Here is a 23,009-nt window from a genome sequence, read left to right on the forward strand (position 1 = left end):
GATGAACGCCAGAGCCGAGATCACCCAGCGCTACATCGATGCCGACCCCTATCCATGGCCCTATAATGGCGAGCTGCGGCCGGACAATACGGCATTGATCATCATCGACATGCAGACCGATTTCTGCGGGCCGGGCGGCTATGTCGATCATATGGGCTACGATCTTTCGCTAGTGCGGGCGCCGATCGAGCCGATCAAGTCGGTGCTCGCAGCCATGCGGGCCAAGGGCTACACCATCATCCACACGCGCGAGGGCCATCGGCCCGATCTCGCCGACCTGCCGGCCAACAAGCGCTGGCGCTCGCGCCGCATCAATGCCGGCATCGGCGACCCCGGGCCTTGCGGGCGCATCCTGGTGCGCGGCGAACCCGGCTGGGACATCATCCCCGACCTCTATCCGGCGGCTGGCGAGCCGATCATCGACAAGCCGGGCAAGGGCTCGTTCTGCGCCACCGACCTGGAGCTGATCCTGCACCAGCGCGGCATCGAAAACATCGTGCTGACCGGCATCACCACCGATGTCTGCGTCCACACGACGATGCGCGAGGCCAATGATCGCGGCTTTGAATGCGTCATGCTGGAGGATTGCTGCGGCGCGACCGATTACGGCAACCATCTCGCCGCGATCAAGATGATCAAGATGCAGGGCGGCGTGTTCGGCGCGGTGTCGAATTCGGTATCCTTCGTCGCGCAGCTGCCGTGAGGACACGATCTTGAGCGGAAGCATCGGCAAGAAAGCCGTCGGCGTCGAGACCATCGGCATGACCATGCGCTTCGGCGCCTTCACCGCGCTGGACGATGTCTCGATCAAGGTGCCGGCGGGATCGTTCCATGCGCTGCTCGGCGAAAACGGCGCCGGCAAGTCGACGCTGGTCAAATGCATGATGGGTTTTTACCATCCGACCGCCGGCGACATGCTGGTCGATGGCCGCGAGGTCGCGATCGCCAGTCCGAAGGATGCCTCGGCATTGGGGCTCGGCATGGTCTACCAGCATTTCACGCTCGTCCCGTCGCTGACCGGCGCGGAGAACCTGGTCATTTCGCGCGAGAAGGTGCCCGGCGTCATCGACTGGCGCAAGGAGCGCGCCGCACTTGCGCAATTCATGCAGCGGATGCCGTTCAAGCTGCCGCTCGACGTCAAGGTGGCGGAACTTGCGGCCGGCGAGAAGCAGAAGCTCGAAATCATCAAGCAGCTCTATCTCGGCCGCAGTTTCCTGGTGCTCGACGAGCCGACTTCGGTGCTCACTCCCGGCGAGGCACACGAAGTGCTTGGCCTGGTGCGCGACATGACCAGGACCGGCGACCTCACCGTGCTGATGATCTCGCATAAATTCCACGAGGTGACGGCCTTTGCCGACGATATCACCGTGCTGCGCAAGGGCAGGCTGACCGGAACCGGAAAGGTCTCCGAACTTTCCCACAAGCAGATGGCGGCGATGATGATCGGCGACCAACCGATCGCCGCACTCGACAGCCGCGCCCCGGTGCCGGCCGGCGCCAGACAGGTGCTGACGGTAAAGTCGCTGAAGGCGCCCGACCGCACCGGTTTGAAAACCATCGACATCGGCGAACTCAATGTGAAGTCGGGTGAGATCGTCGGCATTGCCGGCATCTCCGGCAACGGCCAGAAGGAGTTTCTCGAAGTCCTTGCCGGACAACGGGCGCGCAATGGCGGCGACGTTCTGGTGAAAGGCTCGCCCTATGGCGCCAGCCGCAGCGAGGCGCGCACGCTCAATGTCCGCTTCATTCCGGAGGAGCCGTTGCGCAATGCCTGCGCACCGAAGATGACGGTGGCGGAAAACATGGCCTTCCGGACCTTCGACCTCAACGAGGCCGGCAAGCCGGTCAACTGGATCAGGATGAGTGCGATCAGGGACTACGCGGCCCGTCTGGTCCAACAGTTCAAGGTCAAGACGGCATCGCTTGCTTCGCCGATTTCGTCGCTCTCGGGCGGCAATGTGCAGCGCGCGGTGCTGGCGCGGGAACTGACCGGCGAGGTCGATTTGCTCATCGTGTCGAACCCCTGCTTCGGCCTCGACTTCTCCGCCGTCGCCGAAATACGCGCCCGCATCATGAAGGCGCGCAATGCCGGCGCCGCGGTGCTCCTTATGTCGGAGGACCTTGATGAGCTGCTCGAGCTCTCGGACCGCATCTTCGTCATGTCCGACGGCGCGCTGGTCTACGAGACGCCGATCGCACAAGCGAGCGTGCAGACCATCGGCGAGCACATGGCGGGACATCACTGATGGCGGAGATCGAGGCGCTGCCGTTCCCGTTTGCCTTCAAGCCTGAGGCGATGGCGCTGGTCGTCATCGACATGCAGCGCGATTTCGCTGAGCCCGGCGGCTTCGGCGCCAGCCTCGGCAATGACGTCAGCCGGGTCACGGCGATCGTGCCGACGGTGAAGAGGCTGATCGAGGGGTTTCGCGCCGCTGGCCTGCCGGTGATCCACACGATGGAATGCCACAAGGCAGACCTTTCGGATCTGCCGCCGGCCAAGCGCAATCGCGGCAATCCGTCGATCAGGATCGGCGATGTCGGGCCAATGGGTCGTGTGCTGATCGTCGGGGAGCCGGGAACGGCGATCCTCGATGAACTTGCCCCACTGCCTGGCGAGATCGTCATCGAAAAACCCGGCAAGGGCGCGTTCTATGCCACCAGCTTCGGCGACGACCTCAAGCGGCTCGGCGCACAGCAGCTAGTCTTTGCCGGGGTGACGACGGAGGTCTGCGTGCAGACGACGATGCGCGAGGCCAACGACCGCGGCTATGAATGCCTTCTGGCGGAGGATGCCACTGAGAGCTATTTTCCGGAGTTCAAGGCGGCAGCCCTTGCCATGATCAGGGCGCAGGGCGCCATCGTCGGCTGGACGGCAACGACGGACCAGGTGCTCGAGGGGATTGCCAATGCCTAACCTTGCCTTTGCCGGCCTCCTCAATGGTGGCTGGCGCGGTCTGCCGTTCGAGCCTTTCCGCGATGGCATTACGGCGCATTGGCTGCTCAAGGGCGGACCGACGGAACCGTCGGTCGCCATCCTGAACTACCGGCCCGGCGCCGGCGTGCCGCGCCATCGCCATGCCGGGCTGGAAACGATCCTTGTGCTGGAAGGCACACAGAGCGACGAGAACGGCGATCATGCCGCGGGCAGCGTGATCCTGAACCCGGTCGGAACCGAGCATTCGGTGTGGACGAAGGATGGCTGCGTCGTGCTCATCCAGTGGAACCTGCCGGTAGTCATTCTGGGCGAGGCCAAATGAGCGACATCCGCTTCGACATAGCGAGCCTGCACGCTGCCTATCAGGCCGGCGTCAGCATCGGCGAGATGATCGATGCGGTCGATGCGCGGCTCGCGGCGGCCGATGACCCCGGCATCTTCATCCATCTGGCGAGCAGGGCGGAGTTGCTTGCCGAGGCGGAAAAGCTCGGCCCGTTCGATCCCGTGGCAAAGCCGCTGTGGGGCGTACCGTTCGCGGTCAAGGACAACATCGATGTTGCCGGCATGCCGACCACGGCGGCTTGTGCGGAATATGCCTACTTGCCGGCGAAAGACGCCACCGTCGTCGCGCGGCTCAAGGCCGCCGGCGCACTGGTCGTCGGCAAGACCAACCTCGACCAGTTCGCCACCGGCCTGGTCGGTGTGCGCACGCCCTATCCGATCCCGAGGAATGCGATCGACCCGAAACTGGTGCCGGGCGGCTCCTCATGCGGCTCGGCCGTTGCAACCGCGCGCGGCATCGTCTCGTTCGCGCTCGGCACCGACACCGCCGGTTCTGGGCGCATACCCGCCGGCCTCAACAACATCGTCGGGCTGAAGCCGAGCGTCGGCGCGCTATCAGCCGCCGGCGTCGTGCCGGCCTGCCGGACGCTTGACTGCGTCTCGGTCTTCGCGCTCACCGTCGATGACGCCTACAGCGTGTTCGAGGTCGCGGCGGCAAAGGACGACGCGGATCCCTATTCGCGCGACCTCTGCATTCAGGCTCTTGCCGCGCGCCCGCCGGTGCTGACGGTTGGCGTGCCGGCCAGGGCCGACTGGACCTTTTTCGGAGACCAGGCGATGCAGGCGGGTTTCGAGGCCGCCCTTGCCTCGCTGGAGACGCTGGGCTGCCAGCTGGTGGAAATCCCGTTCGCCGATTTCTACGCCACCGCCAACCTGCTTTACGAAGGCGCCTGGGTAGCCGAGCGTTACGCCGCGATCAGGGACTTCATGGATGCCAACGAGGCCGCCATGCATCCGGTGACGCGGCAGATCATCGGCGGTGCGCGAAAACTTTCCGCCGCGGACGCTTTCAACGGGCTCTATGCCCTGCAAGGCTATAAGGCCAGGCTTGCGCCGGTCATCGCCTCGGTCGACGTTTTCTGCGTGCCGACCGCGCCGACGCACTACACGGTCGAAGCGGTGCTGGCCGATCCGATCGTCACCAACAGCCGGCTCGGCACCTACACCAATTTCGTCAATCTGCTCGACATGTGCGGCATTGCCGTGCCGAGCGGAACCCGCAGCGACGGTCTGCCGATGAGCGTCACCTTGCTTGCCGCGGCGGGCAAGGACCATCTGCCGGCGTCGCTTGCGCGCGATGTCCATGCGGCAAGCGGCCTTGCGCTGGGCGCTACAGGCTGGCCGCTGCCGCGTGGCGACGTTCGCGTCGACGTGGACGAGGGCACGATCGAGCTGGCCGTGGTCGGCGCGCATCTGTCGGGGATGGCGCTGAACGGCCAGTTGCAGCAGCTCGGCGCGATTTTCGCCCGGGCGGCAAGAACGGCGCCGCTGTACCGGCTTTATGCACTCGCCGGCCAGTCGGTGTCGCGACCGGGGCTCGAGCGCAGCTGCAATGGCAAGGGGGCAGCGATCGAGGTCGAAGTCTGGCGGCTCTCGCCACAAGCCTTCGGCCGCTTCGTTGCCGCGATCCCGCCGCCGCTCGGCATCGGGACGCTTCTACTCGATGACGGAACTTCGCCGAAAGGCTTCCTCGTCGAAAGTGCCGGCCTTGCCGATGCAAAGGAAATTTCGCATTTCGGCGGCTGGCGCAATTTCATGGCGGGTCAGCTGCAGCGGAGCTGACGCTATCACTCTACCTTTTGCCTGAACTTCGAATGGCAGCTCGAGCAATCCTGCAAGATGAGATGCAGGAGGTGCTCCGCCGGCAATTTAGTGGGATCGGCTTCCGCGAGTGATGGTCGCTTGCCAAGCAGGCTGCCACCGCCCATTGCCAGGCCGGAACCCATTCTCATGTCGTCGGTGATATGCGGTGGTGCCCGCTCGGCGTCGGAGGCCAGGGCGCTGGCCAGCGTTCCGATGTGGCGAGCCAACGCCTCGAACTGCGCGCGGGCGGGGTCGATATCCGGCCTGGCGCCTGAAGGCGCTCCCAATGTTGCGCTGGGGAATTCGGCAATCAGGGCAGGGCCGGTGCGGGCGCGGATGGTCTCGGCCGCCGCCTTGAAGGCTGCGGCGTCGTACGCCTGCTTGCCGTCGAACATCCCAGCAATCGTCTTTGCCGCCGCGGCCATTTCCTTCATCGAGGCCTGGCGAGCCTGGATGACCGCATCACGGCTCGAATGGGCGGCAGCGAGCACGACAGAGACGCAGGCAAGCGACAGGACCGCTATGATAGCTGCTCGTCTCATCGTTGGCACATAAGGAGCTAGAGAATTCTTGTGACCAGACTGTCCAGTCGGGAGTTCTCGCGATAGGCCAATCGGACCACAACGGCACCTAAGGCGCCAGTGATGGCACCGCCTATCACGTCGGTGAGATAGTGGGTGCCGATATAAATTCTCGACCAGCAGATCAGCAATGCCATGATGGAGAGGGCCAGCGTCCGGCGCGGCAGACCTTGCATTGCAAGAGCCGCAACAACCGCAAAGCTGGCTGTCGCGTGGTCGGAGGGAAACGACCAGTCGGCGCTGGGCGCAATCAGCAGATGCGTCACGCCGGCATCGTAGGGCCGCAGCCGGTGGACGAATAGCAAAATGAACTGATTGATCGCCAGACCGAGCAGGAACGCCAAGCCGGCGGACAAGGCAGCATGGCGCACATGGTAGCGGTCGGCCTTTGCCCACCATTGCAGGGCAACAGCCAGCACCATCAGCGGAACGCCGATTTGTGAGACGGCGATCATTGCCTTATCAAGAAAAGGGCTGATCCCGGCTGCCGCGTTGATCCAGTGGGTTAGGGCTGCATCCATCGTTTCTCGTTTCCGCTGTTGTCGATCGCAAGGTGAATTTTGTGAAAGCAGTAGACGAACGCCGCATCCATCAGATTTTCGAGCTCAGCATCTGGCTTAAAGGGGCGCATGCTCTGATCGAATGCGTGGGCGGGATCCTGCTTTATGTCGTCACCACCGACGCCATTGCCTCCTGGGTCAATACATTCACTCAAGAGGAATTGATCGAAGATCCGAACGATTTCATAGCTGGCTATCTGTCGCAGATGGCAAGCCACTTTTCCGTCGCCAGCAAGGAGTTTTATGCCTTCTACCTGCTTAGCCACGGCCTGATAAAGCTGCTGCTCGTTGTCGGGCTTTTGAGAGGCAAGCTGTGGTCGTATCCGGCATCGCTTGCGGCGCTGGGCGCATTTATGATCTACCAAGTCTACCGCTACTCCTACACCCATTCGTTCGGCCTGCTTGTCCTGACCGTCTTCGATGCTGTCGTCATGGTGCTGATCTGGCATGAATGGAAGATCGTGCGGCAGCACAAGCCGGCATGACAGCGAAGTTTGCACGTCAGCCGCTCCGATTTTCAATCCACCTCACTGGGCGACGCCTTGTCCTGCCAGCTCGTCGATAATCGGGCAATCCGGCCGCTCGTCGCCGTGGCAGTGACTGACCAATTGGTGAAGCAAGCCGCGCAATCCGACCAGTTCAGCGATCTTCCTGTCGATCTCCACCAGCTTGGCGCTCGCGATGGCCTTCACGTCGGCGCTGTCACGTTCCCTGTCCTGGTACAGCGACAGCAGCTGGCGGCATTCGTCGACCGAAAACCCCAGGCTTCGCGAGCGCTGCAGGAAGCGCAGCCGGTGAATATCGGCCGTCGAGTAATCGCGATAGCCATTGTCTGTCCGGGCCGGGTGCAAGAGCCCGATATCCTCGTAGTAACGGATCGTCTTGGCCGGCAGGCCGGATTTTTCGGATGCGACGCCGATGTTCATGGCGGAAATCTCCTTTATCGGAGGAAATAGACCTTCCAGTAGATGGAAGGTCAACATGATGTGGCGATTTTGGATGCCTGACGCAACCGCCCGCCCGCTCCAACCGTTTGCCTGCCAGCACATACTGAACCTTCGGGAAGAAATCGGTCCTCGGAAACGTTTTTACCGAACAGTGCTCAAAACCCGGTGTTCGACACCGGGTGCCGATGAGCAAAGACCCTCCGGCGCTGGCTCGACGCAACACCGCGCAGACGCCGAGGAGACAGAACATGCCCGTCAAGGCCTATATCAACCGGATCGCGACAGCGGTGCCGGAGTACGAGGTTCATCAATTCTACCTGCGTTTCGCGGCCTCCATGCTCGCGGCCGATCGCCGGAGGATCTTCGAACGCATGGCCGATCTTGCCGGCATCGAGCACCGATATTCCTGCTTTGCGCCGGCGTCCGACCCCGAGGGACCGTCCGCCGACCTGGCCGGAACCTTCATCCGGGGCGCGTTTCCCGGAACGGCGGCGAGAATGGCGATGTTCGACGATGCTGCACCTGTTCTGGCACAAAAGGGCATCGACGGATTGCAGCTTGGCGACGACGCTTCCCGCATCACCCATTTGATCGTCACCACCTGCACCGGCTTTTCGGCGCCGGGCATCGATCTCGAGCTGGTTGCGCGTTGCGGGCTGCCGAACGGGATCGAACGCACGATGATCGGGTTCATGGGTTGCTACGCGGCGATCAACGGCCTCAAGCTGGCCCGCCACATCATCCGCTCGGATCCGCAGGCCAAGGTCCTGCTGGTCAATATCGAACTCTGCACGATGCATCTGCGACAGACCACCGAGCTGGAAAAACTGCTGTCGTTCTGCCTCTGGGGCGACGGCTGCGCGGCCACGCTCGTCACCGCCGAGCCGGCCGGCATCGAGCTCGATAGCTTTCACTGTCTGGTGGCGAGGGAGCGGCGGGATCTGATGCGCTGGAATATTCGCGACCACGGCTTCGAAATGGTTCTTTCCGGCCAGGTGCCGGCAGCGATTCATGAGGCGTTGCGGAACAGCCAGGCCGCCATGCTCGGCGGCCGGCCGACCGAGGCAATCGACCTTTGGGCCGTGCACCCGGGGGGACGTTCGGTTCTCGACGCCGTCGAAAGGGCCCTGGAACTGGAGCCCACTGCGCTGGAACCATCGCGCGCGGTGTTGCGCCAGTATGGGAACATGTCGTCGGCGACCGTCATGTTCGTGATGAAGGAGATGCTGAAGGCGCCACCCGGCCTGCTCGGTTGCGGCATGTCGTTCGGACCCGGGCTGACGGCCGAAACCATGCTCTTTCGAACGGTGTCATGAGCGGTCTGGAGCACCGGCAGCTTGCGCCGGAAATCCTCGACGGACTTACGGCCGACGATCCGCGAGCGCTGACCGCGCGCCGCGATCTTCGGCGCATCAATATGCTGATGTTTCAGGTGCCGATCATGACGTCGTTGCTCAGGAGGTTCGTGCCAAAGCCGCCACGCCGCATTCTGGAGATCGGCGCCGGCGATGGCTCCTTCATGCTGGCGGTGGCGCGGCGCATGGCCAGGCATTGGCCCGGGGTCGAACTGGTGATGCTCGACCGCGTCGGCCTCGTCACCGCGCGATTGCGCGGCGATTTTGACAGGCTGGGATGGAGGGCCGAAGGCGTCACCGCCGATGTCTTCGACTGGGCAGGAAAGATCGAGGGCGCGCGGTTCGACGCCGTCACCGTCAATCTGTTCCTGCATCATCTCGACGATGCGCAGCTCGTGTGCCTGTTTTCGCTGATTAGGCCTAAAGCCCCGTTGCTGCTTGCGACAGAGCCGTTGCGGGCGAAATTGGCGCTGGCCGCGACCCGTCTTCTGCCGGCAATCGGCGCCAACGACGTCACACGAAACGATGCGGCGCAAAGCGTGCGTGCCGGCTTTCGCGGCAGCGAGCTTTCCCGTCTCTGGCTTGCGGCCAACGGCAAACCGGTCGAGGAACGACGCGCCGGCCTGTTTTCCCACATTTTCGTCGGCGCCAGCGCCGGCAACGACCCATGACGGGATTGTCGACCCATGACGCGATCGTCATAGGCGCCGGCCCGGCGGGCACCTCCGTCGCGCTCACGCTGGCCCGGCGCGGATGGGCCGTGGCAATTGTGGAAAAAAGCGCGTTCCCGCGCCGCAAGGTCTGCGGCGAATACATCTCGGCAAGCAATCTTGCGCTTCTCGGCCGGCTCGAGATCGGCGATGCCTGGCGTACCAATGCCGGCCCCGAAATCCGCCGCGTCGGCTTGTTTTCCGGCGAGACCTGCGTCGAGGCGGCAATGCCACGTGCAGGAGCTGGGCCTCGTGCGAAAGACAGCTTCGGCCGGGCGCTCGGCCGGGACATTCTCGACTCTCTGCTTTTGCAAGCGGCGCGATCGGCGGGTGTCGAAATCTTTCAACCCTGCCGCGCCGTCGCCATCGAGCCGGACGGTGAGATGCAAAGGGTGCGAATTCAGGCCGGGGATGAAGCGGCGATGTTGCGTGCGCCGGTGATTGTCGCCGCTCACGGCTCGTGGGAACCGGGACCATTGCGCAGCCAACTCGCAAAGGCCAATCGGCCGTCGGACCTGCTCGGCTTCAAGGCGCATTTCACCGGGTCGTCGCTGGCGCCGGATTTGATGCCTCTGCTGGCCTTCCCTGGCGGCTACGGCGGCATGGTTTCGGCGGATCATGGCCGGTTGTCGATCTCGTGCTGCATCCGGCGCGATATGCTCGCGCGGCTGCGTAAACAATATGGCCCCAAACAACGGAGCCACGTGTCGGCCGCCGATGCGGTCTCGCGCCATCTCGTGGACTCGTGCCGGGGCGTGCGAGACGCCCTGGAACCGGCTCTCCTCGACGGTCCGTGGCTTGCCGCAGGTCCGATCCGGCCGGGAATTCGCTCCTGCTACGAAGGGGACATCTTCCGCGTCGGCAATGCAGCCGGAGAGTCTCATCCTGTCATCGCCGAGGGCATCTCGATGGCGCTTCAGTCCGGCTGGCTGCTGGCTTGCGAACTCGCATCCGCGCCAAGTGGCCGGGCAGGGCGGGAGGCTGCCGCCAGACGCTACGAGGTGGCCTGGAAAAGACTGTTTTCGACACGGGTCTATGCCGCCGCGGCCGTTGCCGGAATTGCCCTTCGCCCCGGCAGCGCCACCTTGATGGCAGCGATCGTCCGGAATTTCCCGCAGACACTGACGCTGGGCGCGCAACTGAGCGGCAAGACCAAGCCGGTTCCAGGCTTCGTCTAGGCGACATAGCGGTCCCATGAGCCGTAGTGCTCCTTGCTTCGGCGCCCCCGAGGCAGGCTGAGGCCGATCACAACTAGCCCTGCAACGACATTGTTCAATGTCGAACCTCTGGTCGCGCCGTCGAGCAGCCAGGGCGCTGCGATCAGCCATAACCCGAACGGCAGGTTGAGGAAACGCAACGGCCGTGCCACCTCGGCCATGGCGCAGACCGCGATCGTGATGATCATGGCGCCCGAGAGGTGATCGCTGTTTGCAATGGCGCCGGCTGTGCCGAAGACCAGCCGCGAGACCATCAGCCAACCGCCGACGATACAGCATGCGACCAGCGTCCATGGAAACGTGACACCGCGAATGGCTGCGGCGGACTGTGCGGCAAGCGCGGCGGAAAAGCCGGGATCGTTCTTGTCCGCCTCGCCGTTCGGCTCCGGCCCGCCTTGGAAAAAGGTGCGCCAGAACGGACGGTCTGCCCGCACGCTGCGCAGCATGTACTGGCCCATGGCGACCACCTCGTCCAGCGTCAGCGGGATCATGACCAGCATGGCCGCCGCCGCGATGAGGCACAGTGTGCAATAGGTGCCGATCATGATCGGCTGGATGATGATGAAGAAGATCGAGACGCCGCCGAGCGGCACCACCAGGATGAAGAAGAAGGTCACCATCCAGGGCATGGTGCGCCAGCGGGTCGCCGTGCCCATCGCGCCCATCAGGGTTTCGATCATATAGGCCACGGCGCCAAGCCCGGCATCAGCGACTGGCCAGGCTCGAGAAACGTCGGATGTGATGATGAATTCCGTGCCGTTCCTGCCGTCTCCGCCGGGGAAGAACGGCTCCCAGACAGCACCCACATGGCCGAGCTGGTAGGCAGTGAGATAGCGGGCGATGAGGAAACCGAAGAAACCGAGCGCGATGATCGGCAGGCGCTGCAGCCAGGATGACGGCGAGTAGGTCCAGCCAGGCGGAACGGTGCTCTCGTCCATCATCCCTTCGTGGCTCATGCCCGGCATCATCGGGACGAGCACCGAGAAAGCGATGGCCAGCGCGCCGACGATCGTGTCGTTCATGGTGGCGGCGGCGCTCGGCGTCCAGAAGAACAGCGGCGCGAACAGCAGCCACAGGCCGGCGATCGTCGTGCCCCATTGCGCCCAGGAAAAACGCGGCGACAGTGCGAGCCCGCCAAACAGCATCAGCAGCAAGCCCGAGACAATGTCGCTCCAGCCGGTGAGCGCGTTGCGCAGCACCGGTTCCCACAGTCCACGCTCTTGCGTGACGTCACGCACAGTGCCGGCCGCCGCCGGATCGAACAGCGCGAACTGAAGCGGGCTGGTGAGGAGCCACACGCCAAGCGTGATGACCAGGAAATGAGCCCAGAGCATCTGCTTGCCCATCCCCGCCATCTCGGCCATGTGTCCGGGTTTCATCTTGTCGTGTTTGGCCTCGAACGCCTTGTCTTTCTCTCGCGCTTTTGTTCCGCTGCCGGCCACCTTGGCGGCGTCGAGCTTGTTGGCCCGATACCAGCCGGCGGGATCTGCCTTGAGCGCGTCGACGATCCGCGGCAACGTCTCGCGCAGGGAATGCCGGGGCTGCCAGCCGAGGACATTGCGGGCACGGCTGATATCGATCGCGTAGTGGTCGTCGGCGATATCGACCATCCAGGGACGAACGAATGATTCTTCGCCCAGCACGTCCTGTTGGACCCAGGCACCCGCCTTGGCGAGCGCCTTCGGCACCTCCCGTGTCTCCCAGTTCTCGCCACGGATCAACCGACCAATCTCGGCTTGAAGTTCGCCGTAGCCCATGACCTCAGGCTCGCCGAGAAGCAGCGCCAGCTCCGTGGGAAGTTTCTTCCGCCGATCTATAAGGCGCGCCACCGCATCGGTGAGGTCTTCCAGATGCAGGAACGACTGCCCGGTGCGCAGGTCACCCGGATATACATGCCCGGTCGGATCCTCTTCGTAGATACGTGCAATCTGATTGGCGAGGAATGCGTTACGGCCGAGATCATCATAGACGCCGGCCGGCCTGGCATAGACGACAGGGATCGCCCCGTGCTGCTCATGGATCAGGCGCTCGGTCTCGATCTTCGAGGTGCGGTAGGGTAGGTTCGATTCGAGCGGCCAATCCTCATCGATGATGTCGCCCGGTCGGCCACCCTTGTGCGCCAGCATTGAACTCATGAAGACAAACTGCTCGACCTCAAATTGTTTCAGGGCGCGCAGGAGCTTCTCGGTGCCGCCAACCGTAATCTTTTCGTAGAGCGGGTTCCGTTCGCCTGTGAGATCGAAATAGGCCGCAAGATGGATCACCGAGGCGAGGCGGGCGCCATAGGCCGTCCGCACGCGCGCCAAGCCGGCTGCCACGGCGTCCTCCGATGTCAGGTCGATGCAGACGCACTCCGCGGCCGGCGGCGGCTGAAGCGTCGCCGCCCGGTCGAGGCCGACGAGAGCAAACCGGTTGGCGAAGCTGTTGACCAGAGCCGAGCCGATGAAGCCGGTGCTGCCGGTAACAATAACCGTGTCTTTGCGCTTCGCCATCCAGACCTCATAGCCGGCGATTTGCCACTCCTGAGAGGGCCGAAGGCGACAGACGTTAAGAGCCGAAGGGCCGGACCAGTTCCGACGCCGACCCGATGACGCTGCTGCTTCCGGTGACGCCTACAACTTTCCGTCCTTTTTGCTCTTTTGACCCCGACTGCCTATGCCGTCAGGTTCGCAAATATTTGACCAGCGCCGCGATCGCGAGCACGAGGGTGACAAGCACCAGGACCCAAATGAGCGCCATGCCGCCCATCATCCACATTGAACCGTCCATCATCATTACAATCATCCCTCCCGCCGCCGCTGCCACCGGCGATTGCGAGGGGAACTAGTTCGCCATGTACGCCCGTCAAGGCGAACTCGATCAGCCCACGAAGGCGGTGGCTTGCCGGTCAATCAGGGCATGTTCAATGCTATCGACGAACGAGTTCATAGTAGGCTTCGGCCAAAACATGCTGGCCGTGCGGTAACTCGGGAACGGCAGGGCTTTGATCCAGTGCCTCCAGCGCTCGCAGCAAATGCTCCGCGACATCTGATCTGCCTTGCCGATATGCCTCTCTGAACAGGGCCAGTAGCTGCCTTTCGAAATTCATGGTTCGGTCCGCCATTGGACGATCTCCGGAAGTTGGCAATGAGCCTAACCGTTCCAGCCACCGGAAGGTCAAGCGCTCCTTTCAAGAAGCTAGAACAGGTTGAGAGCGCTTGTTGAACCGCAGCCGAGTTGTCGCCCGGCTCTACTCTCCTCCGCCGCAGCCGTCTGAGAGATCCCAGACATCGACGACCTGCTTGCCAGTGAAACCGTGCTCACGGATCAGGAACTTCGCCAGCCCGCCATACACTTTCCAGCGCCAGCATTGGCAGCAGCATGGGCCTTTCTCGTTGGAATTGGCCATCGCATAGTCGTAGGCCTGCTGCTCTTCGCCGGAGAGTTTCACATCGTAGTAGGGCATCATCTTCTGCGCGATGCCGGCCGGAATATCGTACGGATCGCTTGGGATCATCGCAATCTCGCGGTACCTGGCCAGGCCGCTCACCTGCTCGGCATAGCGCTTCGTCTCCATCGGGCTGCAGCACGAGCCCGTGATCCGCGACGTTGCCGCCATGGTCGCGATCGATTCCGTGAACTTGGTCGAACACGTGCTGTTGCCGTTCTGGCTGAGATATCTGAAATGGCGTACCAGATCGGGATCCTCAGCGGCGATCGCCAAATCCGGCCCCTTGAGCAGGCTCACGACCGCAGCGGCGCCAAAGGCGCTCCCCAGAACAACCGTCCGTCGGTTTGGGCAAAATATTCGGCTCATTTGCTGGTCCTCGCCTGCTCGATCAGTTTCTTCATCGTTGCGAGGTCGGTCGCGCCGGGGAAAATCTGCTCGCCAACGACGAAGCTTGGCGTTCCGCTGATCTTCAGCGCCTGGGCCAGTTGCGTATTCCGGTCGATCGACGCCTGGATATCGGGCTGCTGCATGTCGGTCTTCAGTTTAGCAACATCGAGACCGACGTCGGCAGCCACCTTCAGCACGACCGCTTCGGTCACCCGCGTCTTCACCGCATACAAGGCCTTGTGGAATGCCATGTATTTGCCCTGGCGCACTGCGGCGAGAGCCGCCTTGGAAGCAAATACGGAATCCGTGCTGAGGATCGGGAATTCCTTGTAGACGATCTTGAGCTGCGGATCGTCGGCCATTGCTTGCGCCATGATCGGCGCAACCTGCCGGCAATAGGGGCAGTTGTAGTCGAAGAACTCGACCATGGTGACGTCGCCTTCGGCGTTGCCGCCGACCGGGCTCGCCGGGTCCCGGAAAATCTCGTCCGCCTTGTCCGTCAAAGCGGCTTTCGCCTCTTTTGCGGCAGCCTCGCGCTGGCGGGCGTCGAGGCTCTGCAGCGACTGCACGAGCACCTCGGGATGCGCAAGAATGTAGTCGTGAATGCGCTGGTCGAACTGGTCCTGGGACATCTCGCCCGCGGCGATCGCCTGATTGTGGAGACCGAGCGCGAGCCAGATCGTCGCGCCGGCCAGCATGACGGCACGGGCCATTTTGCCGACGGCTCCGCTCAATGGATTGGACTTGTGGGTCACAGGGTTCTCCTTCCCTCTGTTTCGCCGGACCGCCGGCACGTGCAAATGATGCCTCAGAACATGCCCTTGATTTTCGCCCACCATCCCGTTTCCTGCTCATGGTGCGGGCGCTCGACATTGTTGGTGAGCGCATTGACGAATGTGACGAGATTGACCGACGCGAAATCCAGGCCATGGAAATTCGCCCGCCAGCGGCCCTCCTTGTCGATCACATGGGTGATGGTGCCGTGCATCTGATAACCATCATCCGTCAGCGTGAACTTGTGGCCGAAGGCCTCCGCCAGTCTGCGGGTCGCATCCTCCGGCTGATCCTCCATCGTGGTCAGGAACAGCCAATTGACGGGATCGAGCCCGTGCGCCGGCCCGTATTTGCTGAGCACGTCCGGCGTGTCCCTGGTCGGGTCGGTGGTGATGGTCACAAAGCTGACCCGGTCCTTCATCGGCGTGCCGTTCACCATTTTCTGGATTTCGGCGATCTTCTCGGCATGAAGGGGGCACACATCCGGGCATGACGTGTAGATGAAATGGAGGACGACCACCTTGCCGCGCAGATCGGCCGTCCGCACGACACGCCCGTCGGCGGTGCGCAGCGTGAAATCAGGCGCCGGCTTGTCGATCGGCTGGAAATATTTCTCGTCGGCCTCAAGCGTGGCGTCGATTTCGTCGAGCGAGTGGGCTTGCGCCTGATACGAAAAGCCCGCGGTCAGCGCCGCAATGGCAATTACGCTTAGTAGCAAGCACCTCCATTCGTTCAAAGCCGATGCAACGCAGCGAGCCTTTAGCCCGAACATATCTGTCCCTTTCTCACTTGGCGGCGATGCGGCTGCGGATGAAGTCGACCATGTCGGGGGCGTCCCATTCGGCCGGCCCAATCAGCCGGCCGATCTCCTTGCCGTCGCGGTCGACCAGCAGGGTTGCCGGAAGGCCGACGGTTCCGATGGCGAACATGGCCCTGCCCGAGACGTCGATGTTGAGGGCGAGGTGCTTGATGCCGATGTCGGCGAAGAACTTCTTCACAATCTCAGGACCGGCGCGGTCCATGGACAGCGCGACGACCTCGAAATCCGGACCGCCGAGCTTGGCCTGTAGGCGATCGAGCGTCGGCATCTCCTTGCGGCAAGGCGCGCACCATGTCGCCCAGACGTTAAGCAGCACGACCTTGCCGTGGAAATCCGCAAGCATTTTCGGCTTGCCATTGCCATCCTCGAAGCTGATTTCCGGCACGGGGACGGGCGCCTCGTGAACGGCAAAGTTCTGCGGCGGCTCAGCGGCTGATACCGGCCACGAAAACGCCAGCAGCATGCCAACCAGGACCATGGCTAGTTTGCTCACAATGTCCTCACTCGGTCGCGTAGACGGTGGGCGCCTTGCCGTCCTTGGTGAAGGCGTAGACAACGAAGGGGCCTTGCTTCTCGCCACCCATGCCTGGGGCGCCGGCCGGCATGCCGGCGAGCGTTATGCCGGTGATGGCAGGGCGCTCGGTCAAAAGCTTCTTGACGATCTCGACCGGCACCAGGCCATCGACGATATAGCCGTCGACCATCAGCGTGTGGCAGCCTTCGAGGTCGGCCGGCACGCCGGCATCGCTGCTGATCTGGGAGAGATTGTTGACCGGCTTGATGTCGACCTTGAAGCCGTTGTGCTCGAGATAGTTGGCGTAGGACTCGCAGCAGCTGCATTGCGGGTTCTTGTACATGACGGCGTTGATCGTTGCGGCGAAGGCGGGCTGCGGCGTTGCGATCAGCAGGGACAGTGCGGCAAGGCGGTAGGTCAGTTTCATTGCAGTTCTCCTTGGTTGGATAAAAAGTTTCAGGTCACGCGGAACGCCGTCATCAGGCCGGCCATCTGGTGGTCGGCGACATGGCAGTGCAGCATCCAGTCGCCGGGATTGTCGGCGACGAAGGCGCATTCGATCACATCCTTGGGGGCGAGCAGCACCGTGTCCTGCCATTGGCGGTGCGGCACCGGCGAACCGGTGCGCGAGATGACCGACAGGCTGAAGCCGTGGACATGCATCGGGTGCCACCAGGCGGTTTCGTTGCGCATGGTGAGATGGCAGGTCACACCGCGTTTCAGCGTGAACTGCGGCGCCATGCCGGCATGGCCGTCGCCGGTCATCGACATGCCGTTGATCGCCCAGGCCGCACCGCCGTTCATGCCCATCATCCCCATGCCCATCATGCCGCCGACGCCCTTGAGCTTGCCGCCGCCCATCATGCCGCCCTGCAGCACGATTTCCTGGCGCTCGGCGCCAGCGAGGTCGGGCTGGGGCAGAGGGTTGCGCGGCAGGCCGGCTGGCGCGTCGAGCGGATGGGTTCTCAGCGGCGGCGCTGCGTCATAGGCCAGCGTGGTCAGCGTATAGGCGAGGCCGTCGTAGAAATCGTCGATCACCGCGTGGCGGCTGCCGGGGTGGCCCTGCATGTCGAGCACGATGTCGATGCGCATGGCGGGCGCCAGCACCAGGCGACCGCCCTCCGGTTCATGCGGATTGCAGGGCTGGCCGTCGATGGCGACGACGACCGGACGGTGGCCTTCGAAGCGCAGCGCCATCATGCGGGCAAGCGAGGCATTGGCGAGCCGCAGCCTGACGCGCTCGCCGGCCTTCACGCTCCGATCGCCTGGCCCCGTGCCGTTGACGGTGACGACATTGCCGACGCGGCCCGACATCGAGGCATCCATGGCACTGCCGAAGCCGCCGGCGATCTGCCCGTCGGCAACAAGCCGCCAGTCCTGCAGCAGCCAGACAAAGTCGCGGTCGACGGCGACCGGCTCGGCCTCCTCGACGATGAGGGGGCCGGCAAGGCCGCGGCCGATCTGCACCAGGCTGTCGGCATGCGGATGGTACCAGAAGGTGCCGGCGTCCGGCGGTGTGAACTCATAGATGAAATTTTCACCTGGCCTGATCGGCTTCTGCGTCAGGCCGGGCACGCCATCCATGGCGTTCGGCAGCCGGATGCCATGCCAGTGAACCGTGGTGTCTTCGTACAGTCCGTTCTCGACGATGATCCGAGCGGGCTGCCCCTGGCGTAAGCGCAGTGTCGGGCCGGGGACCGTGCCATCATAGGCCCATACCGGAGTGCGCGGACCATCGGGGCCGGCGAACCGGGCCTGGCCCGGCGCCACCCTGATCCGGTATTCGCCGGTGGCCATCGCCAGCGCAGGGCGGATCGGCGCGGCGGCAATGCTTGCTGCCGCAAGCAGGAATTTGCGGCGCGTTATGAACGGATTTGAAACGGAATTCACTTTTGTGACCCTTGCGGTAATCGACGGCGAACGTCGCGACATCGATTGAATTGCTACCGCGCCCGCTGCGCAGTACGCGCAACCGGGCGATCAAACGCCGCTAATCAGCCGTGGAACGGCAGAAACGGCGTCAGACGAGAGCGCTGGGTCTTGGAGGGAATGGCTCGGGCAGCAGACTTCGCCCGTGCAGGAACGGGGCGGGAAGCGCCGACGGCAGCTCGGGCTGCGGCAGTCCCGTCACGGGGAGAGCCTCCGGCAGCACCGCCAGAACCGGTGCGACACAGGTCGGCGCACATTCCATCGGTTTGTCATTGCCGGCCGAGCCCTTGAGGCAAGCGTTGCAGTCACCGTCCCTGGCATCGGCCATCTTGGCCATGTCGGCGTCGGTGGTGCCGGTATCCGCGGCCATGGTCATGCGGCCGTCGACTGCCATCCTGGCCGACATCACGGCAGCCTGAGCGGCGGACAGGCTGAACCCGGCGGTCACGACGACCGCGAGAAGCATGACCAGGAGATGTTTTGGTGACAGGCGCGCCATCATCCACTCAGGTTGACCGTAAAGTGCGGCTTTTGCAAGCTCCGGATGCCGCGACATCGGGGCTGACGCGAGCTCTGCTCTGGCAAATCAATGGTGAGGATGCTCGCATTTATCGTGATCCGCCAGCACCTCGATGACACGGCATTCGCAGACTTTTCCGTGCCGGCAGCCTTCGACCATATGCTCCAGCTCGGCTTTCAATGCTGTAAGGCTGCGTATCCGCTGAACCACGTCGGCCAGACGCGCTTGGGCAATGGCGTCGGCGGTGGCACAAGGCTGGCTGGGATTATCCTGCAGCGTCAGCAGCGCCCTGATGGCTTCGATCCCGAACCCCAACTCGCGCGCGTGCCTGATGAAGGCGAGCCGGCGCAAGTCTGCCGCTTCATACTGCCGGCGATTGGCTTCGCTGCGGGCAGCGGCAGGAAGCAACTCTATCTGCTCATAGTAGCGGATGGTTGGAACCTTCACGCCGCTGTGTCGGGCCGCTTCACCGATGGTCACACCTGTTGACATTTCGCTTGCTCCTCTAGTCGCTAGAGGATGTAGCGTCGCGGTCGAAGATACAAGAGGTTCACCATGGCTGCGACCAAACAACAGACCCGCTACCGCGTGGAAGGCATGGATTGCGCCGGTTGCGCCAGCAAAATCGATACGGCCGTGCGGCGGGTGCCTGGTGTTCAGGACATCAACGTATCCGTTTCGGCGGGCACTCTGACGGTCACTCATACTCCCGAAAGCAATCTCGGCGCGATCGAGAGGAAGGTCACCGGCCTCGGCTACGCCGTCGCTCCGCTGACCTCCAAGTCTGGGACGGCGGCATCCGATCAATCCGCCGACAACTATGCCGACGGAAGGCACAATCACGACGAGACCGTAGCGGGGTTACATGATAACGATGATGCGCCGGCGTCGGTGCTATGGTGGGATAGCGCCAAGGGCCGCCTGGCCATCGCCAGCGGAGTCGCCTTGGCCGTGGCTTTCGCGATTGATTACGCCTGGCACGCGACCGGCCAGTGGGCCTTCATCGCCGCAATGCTGCTCGGCCTGGCTCCGATCGCGCGCCGAGCGGCCATGGCCGCAGCGGCAGGCATTCCGTTCACAATCGAAATGCTGATGACTGTGGCGGCGGCCGGGGCCGTCATCATCGGTGCCGGCGAGGAAGCGGCGACGGTGGTCTTCTTATTCCTGATCGGCGAGTTGCTCGAAGGGGTTGCGGCCGGCAACGCACGGTCCAGTATTCAAGCGCTCACGACCCTCGTTCCCAAAACCGCGTTCGTCGAGAAAGACGGCCAGACCCGCGAGGTGCCGGCCGAAAGCCTGGCTGTGGGCGCCATCATCCTCGTGCGGCCGGGCGACCGGATTCCGGCTGACGGCGAGATCACCGAAGGCGGGAGCGCCATCGATGAATCACCCGTCTCCGGTGAAAGCGTGCCGGTGCGCAAGGACGTCGGCGACACGGTCTTTGCCGGCACTATCAACGGCGACGGCGTGCTGCGCGTCAAGGTGACGGCGACCGCCGCAGACAACACGATTGCACGCGTGATCAAGCTGGTCGAGGAGGCGCAGGAAAACAAGGCGCCGACCGAGCGCTTCATCGATCGCTTTTCGCGCTGGTACATGCCCGGCGTTGTCGCCGTCGCGGCGCTTGTGGCGGCCACACCGCCGCTGCTCTTGGGCGGCGATTGGAACGAATGGATATACAAGGGGCTGGCGCTGCTGCTCATCGGCTGCCCGTGCGCGCTGGTCATTTCAGTTCCGGCGGCGATCGCGGCGTCGCTTTCGGCCGGAGCCCGGCGCGGCCTGCTGATGAAAGGTGGGGCGGTGCTGGAAGGGCTCGCGACCATCGCCGCCGTGGCGCTCGACAAGACCGGCACGCTGACGCTCGGCAAGCCGCAGGTGACCGATGTCGTTGCGGTGGGTGCCAGTGAACGCGACATCCTTTCGCTCGCGGCAGCGCTTGAGATCGGCTCGAGCCATCCCCTCGCTTTGGCCATCCTCCAAAGGGCCAAAGCCGGCAACATTCCCGTGCCGCCTGCCGCCGAAGCCAAAGCGATCGGCGGTAAAGGGGTTATCGGTCGTGTCGGCGGCAAGAACCTGTTTCTGGGCTCGCCAGTCGCGGCGGGCGAGATAAACCTGCTGCCAGCAGACCAGGCGGCACGCATCGTGGCATTGAACGATGAAGGCAAGTCAGTGGCGGTGCTGCTTGTAGACAACGCGCTGGCCGGCTTCATTGCCATGCGCGACGAACCCCGGCCGGATGCTTTCGCCGGGCTAAAGGCGCTGACCAATGCAGGCATCAGGACAGTCATGCTAACCGGCGACAATAAGCGCACGGCGGCTGCCATTGGCAAACAGCTTGGCATCGAGGTGCGCGCCGAACTGCTCCCGGAGGACAAACAGCGCATCCTCAGCGAGTTGAAGGGGCAGGGGCTTAGGGTAGCCAAGGTCGGCGACGGCATCAACGATGCGCCGGCACTTGCCGCGGCCGATGTCGGCATTGCCATGGGCGGCGGCACCGATGTGGCTCTTGAAACGGCTGACGCAGCGGTGCTGCATGGACGCGTCGGCGACGTTGCGGCCATGATCAGGCTGTCCCAAGCAACCATGGCCAACATCAAGCAGAACGTCACCATTGCGTTGGGCCTGAAGGCAGTGTTCCTGGTGACGACGATCGCCGGCATCACCGGCCTCTGGCCCGCCATTCTCGCGGACACCGGGGCGACGGTGTTGGTGACGGCCAATGCCATGCGGCTGTTGCGTTGGAAGAGCAGCTGGTAAGAGCGACAACGGCATCGTGTTAGGGCAGACCCATGCAGCAAGCCATTGCGTCGGACGGCCTTCGCCGGGTGGTACTTGTCGTCGCACTGCTGAACCTGGGTTATTTCGGCATTGAATTCGCCGTCGCGCTGGCGATCGGCTCGGTGTCGCTGTTCGCCGACAGCGTCGATTTTCTGGAAGATGCCTCGGTCAATCTCCTCATACTGCTCGCCATGGGATGGTCGCTGCGTGCCCGCTCGCGGGTCGGCATGGCGCTGGCGCTTATCCTGCTGGTGCCGGGCCTGGCGACGCTGTGGACCGCGTGGGGAAAGTTCAACATGCCGGTGCCGCCGCAGCCAACGGCTCTGACGCTGGCGGGATTGGGCGCTCTGGCGGTCAATCTGTCATGCGCCTACATGCTGGCGCGCTACCGCCATCACAGCGGCAGTCTTACCAGGGCGGCATTCCTCTCGGCCCGCAACGATGCGCTCGCCAATATTGCGATCATACTGGCCGGATTGGTGACGGCGTTCCTGTGGCGCTCGGCGTGGCCGGATCTGATCGTCGGCCTGGGAATCGCGGCACTGAATGCAGATGCGGCGCGCGAGGTCTGGGAGGCAGCTCGGGAAGAGCACCGGGCCGTTTCGTGAACTCCAAAACGCTCAGCGCGCTGCCGGATTGCCAATCCGCCAATGCAGCAGTCAGCCAGAAACTTGCGCGATCTCTAATATAATCGCACCCTTTCAAAGCGGGCGGAGGGAGAACCGCTCATAAGTAAAAATCGGGAGGAAAACCATGAACAGCATGAGCCTCGCCACACTTGGACGAAGTCGACCGGGTCGAAGCGGTAAAACGATGAACCGCTCATGGCCACGCACGTCATCAAAAGGCCCGCGTCTCCGAAGAGGACGCGGGCCGATTTCGTCGGTATGCGCTAGGCAGGTATCAAGACGGCGATGCGGTGGATGCCGACCACCTTGCTGGTGTTGGCTGCCTCATCGGTCTTGCCCTTGGAGCAGGTATATACGTCACCTTCCTTGAGCTTGAATTCCTTGCCGGCTTTCTTGATCGTGAATTCACCGGCAGTAATGGTGCACACCATGTCGTTGTCCATCACCATTGCAGGAGCGGCTGCTCCCGGTTGAAAGACCACATCGACAATTGAGATGCTTTTGTAGGCGGGGATGTCGGAATTGCCGGTGCCGACCTCGACCAGTCTGACGCCGGGGGCTATCTCCTTGCCTTCCTTCGGGCCGTATTTCTTGACCTTTGCAGCAGCCGCCAGCGTGAACAAAGGCGTTACCGCTGCCGCCGTCACGCCGAGCGCAATTGCAGACCTTCGATTTATGGTTTTCATCGCATCCTCCCATTTTATGTTTGGCCACGCACCAATGCGCATGACCACAATATATTAACACATATGCAGATAATTGCAGTACGGCGTTTCGG

24 protein-coding genes are annotated in these 23,009 nt (G+C 63.3%); 11 read left to right on the plus strand and 13 right to left on the minus strand.

Annotation, left to right across the window (positions count from 1 at the left end):
• The first annotated feature begins 1 nt into the window (after nucleotide 1).
• Genes biuH through atzF form a run of 5 tightly spaced genes read left to right on the plus strand, consistent with a single transcriptional unit; the run spans nucleotide 2 to nucleotide 5,059 of the window.
• Nucleotides 2-703: a biuret amidohydrolase gene (gene biuH / locus NKI97_RS09935; protein ID WP_352452343.1), complete on the plus strand. Its 702-nt coding sequence runs from the start codon at nucleotides 2-4 to the stop codon at nucleotides 701-703.
• Nucleotides 704-713: 10 nt separating this feature from the next.
• Nucleotides 714-2,246: an ABC transporter ATP-binding protein gene (locus tag NKI97_RS09940; protein WP_352833784.1), complete on the plus strand. Its 1,533-nt coding sequence runs from the start codon at nucleotides 714-716 to the stop codon at nucleotides 2,244-2,246.
• Complete coding sequence (locus tag NKI97_RS09945) at nucleotides 2,246-2,914, plus strand: cysteine hydrolase family protein (RefSeq protein WP_352833787.1); 669 nt, start codon at nucleotides 2,246-2,248, stop codon at nucleotides 2,912-2,914. Before NKI97_RS09940 ends, NKI97_RS09945 begins: the two co-directional genes overlap by 1 nt.
• Nucleotides 2,907-3,257 (plus strand): cupin domain-containing protein, encoded by a 351-nt coding sequence (locus NKI97_RS09950; RefSeq protein ID WP_352452340.1) that lies wholly within the window; start codon nucleotides 2,907-2,909, stop codon nucleotides 3,255-3,257. The genes NKI97_RS09945 and NKI97_RS09950 overlap by 8 nt, the downstream gene beginning before the upstream one ends.
• Nucleotides 3,254-5,059 (plus strand): allophanate hydrolase, encoded by a 1,806-nt coding sequence (gene atzF, locus NKI97_RS09955; RefSeq protein WP_352748187.1) that lies wholly within the window; start codon nucleotides 3,254-3,256, stop codon nucleotides 5,057-5,059. Before NKI97_RS09950 ends, atzF begins: the two co-directional genes overlap by 4 nt.
• Before the next feature lie 5 nt (nucleotides 5,060-5,064).
• Here atzF and NKI97_RS09960 read toward each other — a convergent pair whose 3' ends face one another.
• Nucleotides 5,065-5,622, minus strand: a complete 558-nt coding sequence (locus NKI97_RS09960) for a cytochrome c (RefSeq protein WP_352833790.1) — start codon at nucleotides 5,620-5,622, stop codon at nucleotides 5,065-5,067.
• A gap of 17 nt (nucleotides 5,623-5,639) precedes the next feature.
• The gene (locus NKI97_RS09965; protein ID WP_352833793.1) at nucleotides 5,640-6,182 is read right to left on the minus strand and encodes a phosphatase PAP2 family protein; all 543 of its coding nucleotides are present in this window, start codon (nucleotides 6,180-6,182) and stop codon (nucleotides 5,640-5,642) included.
• Nucleotides 6,183-6,223: 41 nt separating this feature from the next.
• Here NKI97_RS09965 and NKI97_RS09970 point away from each other — a divergent pair, with 41 nt between their 5' ends.
• Nucleotides 6,224-6,706: a DUF2127 domain-containing protein gene (locus tag NKI97_RS09970; RefSeq protein WP_352748179.1), complete on the plus strand. Its 483-nt coding sequence runs from the start codon at nucleotides 6,224-6,226 to the stop codon at nucleotides 6,704-6,706.
• 42 nt (nucleotides 6,707-6,748) lie between these two features.
• On the opposite strand, the gene cueR is transcribed toward NKI97_RS09970, so the two are convergent.
• Nucleotides 6,749-7,147 carry a Cu(I)-responsive transcriptional regulator gene (cueR, locus tag NKI97_RS09975; RefSeq protein ID WP_352784300.1) on the minus strand — a complete coding sequence of 133 codons (399 nt, stop codon included), beginning with the start codon at nucleotides 7,145-7,147 and terminating at the stop codon, nucleotides 6,749-6,751.
• Between the two features lie 269 nt (nucleotides 7,148-7,416).
• Between cueR and NKI97_RS09980 the strand changes: the two genes are divergently transcribed.
• Genes NKI97_RS09980 through NKI97_RS09990 form a run of 3 tightly spaced genes read left to right on the plus strand, consistent with a single transcriptional unit; the run spans nucleotide 7,417 to nucleotide 10,411 of the window.
• Nucleotides 7,417-8,484, plus strand: coding sequence for a type III polyketide synthase (locus NKI97_RS09980; RefSeq protein WP_352833796.1), 1,068 nt, complete (start codon nucleotides 7,417-7,419; stop codon nucleotides 8,482-8,484).
• Nucleotides 8,481-9,194, plus strand: coding sequence for a methyltransferase domain-containing protein (locus NKI97_RS09985; RefSeq protein ID WP_352833799.1), 714 nt, complete (start codon nucleotides 8,481-8,483; stop codon nucleotides 9,192-9,194). The genes NKI97_RS09980 and NKI97_RS09985 overlap by 4 nt, the downstream gene beginning before the upstream one ends.
• Nucleotides 9,191-10,411, plus strand: a complete 1,221-nt coding sequence (locus NKI97_RS09990; RefSeq protein ID WP_352833801.1) for an NAD(P)/FAD-dependent oxidoreductase — start codon at nucleotides 9,191-9,193, stop codon at nucleotides 10,409-10,411. The genes NKI97_RS09985 and NKI97_RS09990 overlap by 4 nt, the downstream gene beginning before the upstream one ends.
• On the opposite strand, the gene NKI97_RS09995 is transcribed toward NKI97_RS09990, so the two are convergent.
• The 9 genes from NKI97_RS09995 to NKI97_RS10035 all read right to left on the minus strand — a co-directional run bounded on the left by NKI97_RS09995 (nucleotide 10,408) and on the right by NKI97_RS10035 (nucleotide 19,316).
• Nucleotides 10,408-12,942, minus strand: a complete 2,535-nt coding sequence (locus NKI97_RS09995; protein WP_352833804.1) for an NAD-dependent epimerase/dehydratase family protein — start codon at nucleotides 12,940-12,942, stop codon at nucleotides 10,408-10,410. The genes NKI97_RS09990 and NKI97_RS09995 overlap by 4 nt on opposite strands.
• Nucleotides 12,943-13,679: 737 nt before the next feature.
• Complete coding sequence (locus tag NKI97_RS10000) at nucleotides 13,680-14,246, minus strand: hypothetical protein (RefSeq protein ID WP_352833806.1); 567 nt, start codon at nucleotides 14,244-14,246, stop codon at nucleotides 13,680-13,682.
• Nucleotides 14,243-15,022: a DsbA family protein gene (locus tag NKI97_RS10005; RefSeq protein ID WP_031211922.1), complete on the minus strand. Its 780-nt coding sequence runs from the start codon at nucleotides 15,020-15,022 to the stop codon at nucleotides 14,243-14,245. Before NKI97_RS10005 ends, NKI97_RS10000 begins: the two co-directional genes overlap by 4 nt.
• Before the next feature lie 53 nt (nucleotides 15,023-15,075).
• The gene (locus tag NKI97_RS10010) at nucleotides 15,076-15,759 is read right to left on the minus strand and encodes an SCO family protein (RefSeq protein ID WP_352576484.1); all 684 of its coding nucleotides are present in this window, start codon (nucleotides 15,757-15,759) and stop codon (nucleotides 15,076-15,078) included.
• A gap of 67 nt (nucleotides 15,760-15,826) precedes the next feature.
• Nucleotides 15,827-16,354 (minus strand): TlpA family protein disulfide reductase, encoded by a 528-nt coding sequence (locus NKI97_RS10015; protein WP_352621413.1) that lies wholly within the window; start codon nucleotides 16,352-16,354, stop codon nucleotides 15,827-15,829.
• 7 nt (nucleotides 16,355-16,361) lie between these two features.
• Nucleotides 16,362-16,802, minus strand: a complete 441-nt coding sequence (locus NKI97_RS10020; RefSeq protein ID WP_352833809.1) for a DUF411 domain-containing protein — start codon at nucleotides 16,800-16,802, stop codon at nucleotides 16,362-16,364.
• A 29-nt stretch (nucleotides 16,803-16,831) separates the two neighbouring features.
• Nucleotides 16,832-18,265, minus strand: coding sequence for a multicopper oxidase family protein (locus NKI97_RS10025; RefSeq protein WP_352833812.1), 1,434 nt, complete (start codon nucleotides 18,263-18,265; stop codon nucleotides 16,832-16,834).
• A 130-nt stretch (nucleotides 18,266-18,395) separates the two neighbouring features.
• Nucleotides 18,396-18,860: a hypothetical protein gene (locus NKI97_RS10030; RefSeq protein ID WP_352833815.1), complete on the minus strand. Its 465-nt coding sequence runs from the start codon at nucleotides 18,858-18,860 to the stop codon at nucleotides 18,396-18,398.
• Between the two features lie 30 nt (nucleotides 18,861-18,890).
• Entirely contained in the window at nucleotides 18,891-19,316 is a 426-nt protein-coding gene (locus tag NKI97_RS10035) for a MerR family transcriptional regulator (protein ID WP_352455405.1), read from the minus strand.
• A 63-nt stretch (nucleotides 19,317-19,379) separates the two neighbouring features.
• On the opposite strand from NKI97_RS10035, the gene NKI97_RS10040 reads away from it, so the two are divergent.
• Both NKI97_RS10040 and NKI97_RS10045 read left to right on the plus strand, forming a co-directional pair.
• Nucleotides 19,380-21,581 carry a heavy metal translocating P-type ATPase gene (locus tag NKI97_RS10040; protein WP_352833818.1) on the plus strand — a complete coding sequence of 734 codons (2,202 nt, stop codon included), beginning with the start codon at nucleotides 19,380-19,382 and terminating at the stop codon, nucleotides 21,579-21,581.
• Nucleotides 21,582-21,613: 32 nt separating this feature from the next.
• Entirely contained in the window at nucleotides 21,614-22,210 is a 597-nt protein-coding gene (locus tag NKI97_RS10045; protein ID WP_352833820.1) for a cation efflux transmembrane domain-containing protein, read from the plus strand.
• A gap of 284 nt (nucleotides 22,211-22,494) precedes the next feature.
• On the opposite strand, the gene NKI97_RS10050 is transcribed toward NKI97_RS10045, so the two are convergent.
• Entirely contained in the window at nucleotides 22,495-22,917 is a 423-nt protein-coding gene (locus NKI97_RS10050) for a hypothetical protein (protein ID WP_352833823.1), read from the minus strand.
• Between the last annotated feature and the right edge of the window lie 92 nt (nucleotides 22,918-23,009).

It is taken from the genome of Mesorhizobium sp. M0296 (assembly GCF_040321675.1).
Classification (GTDB): Bacteria; Pseudomonadota; Alphaproteobacteria; order Rhizobiales; family Rhizobiaceae; genus Mesorhizobium.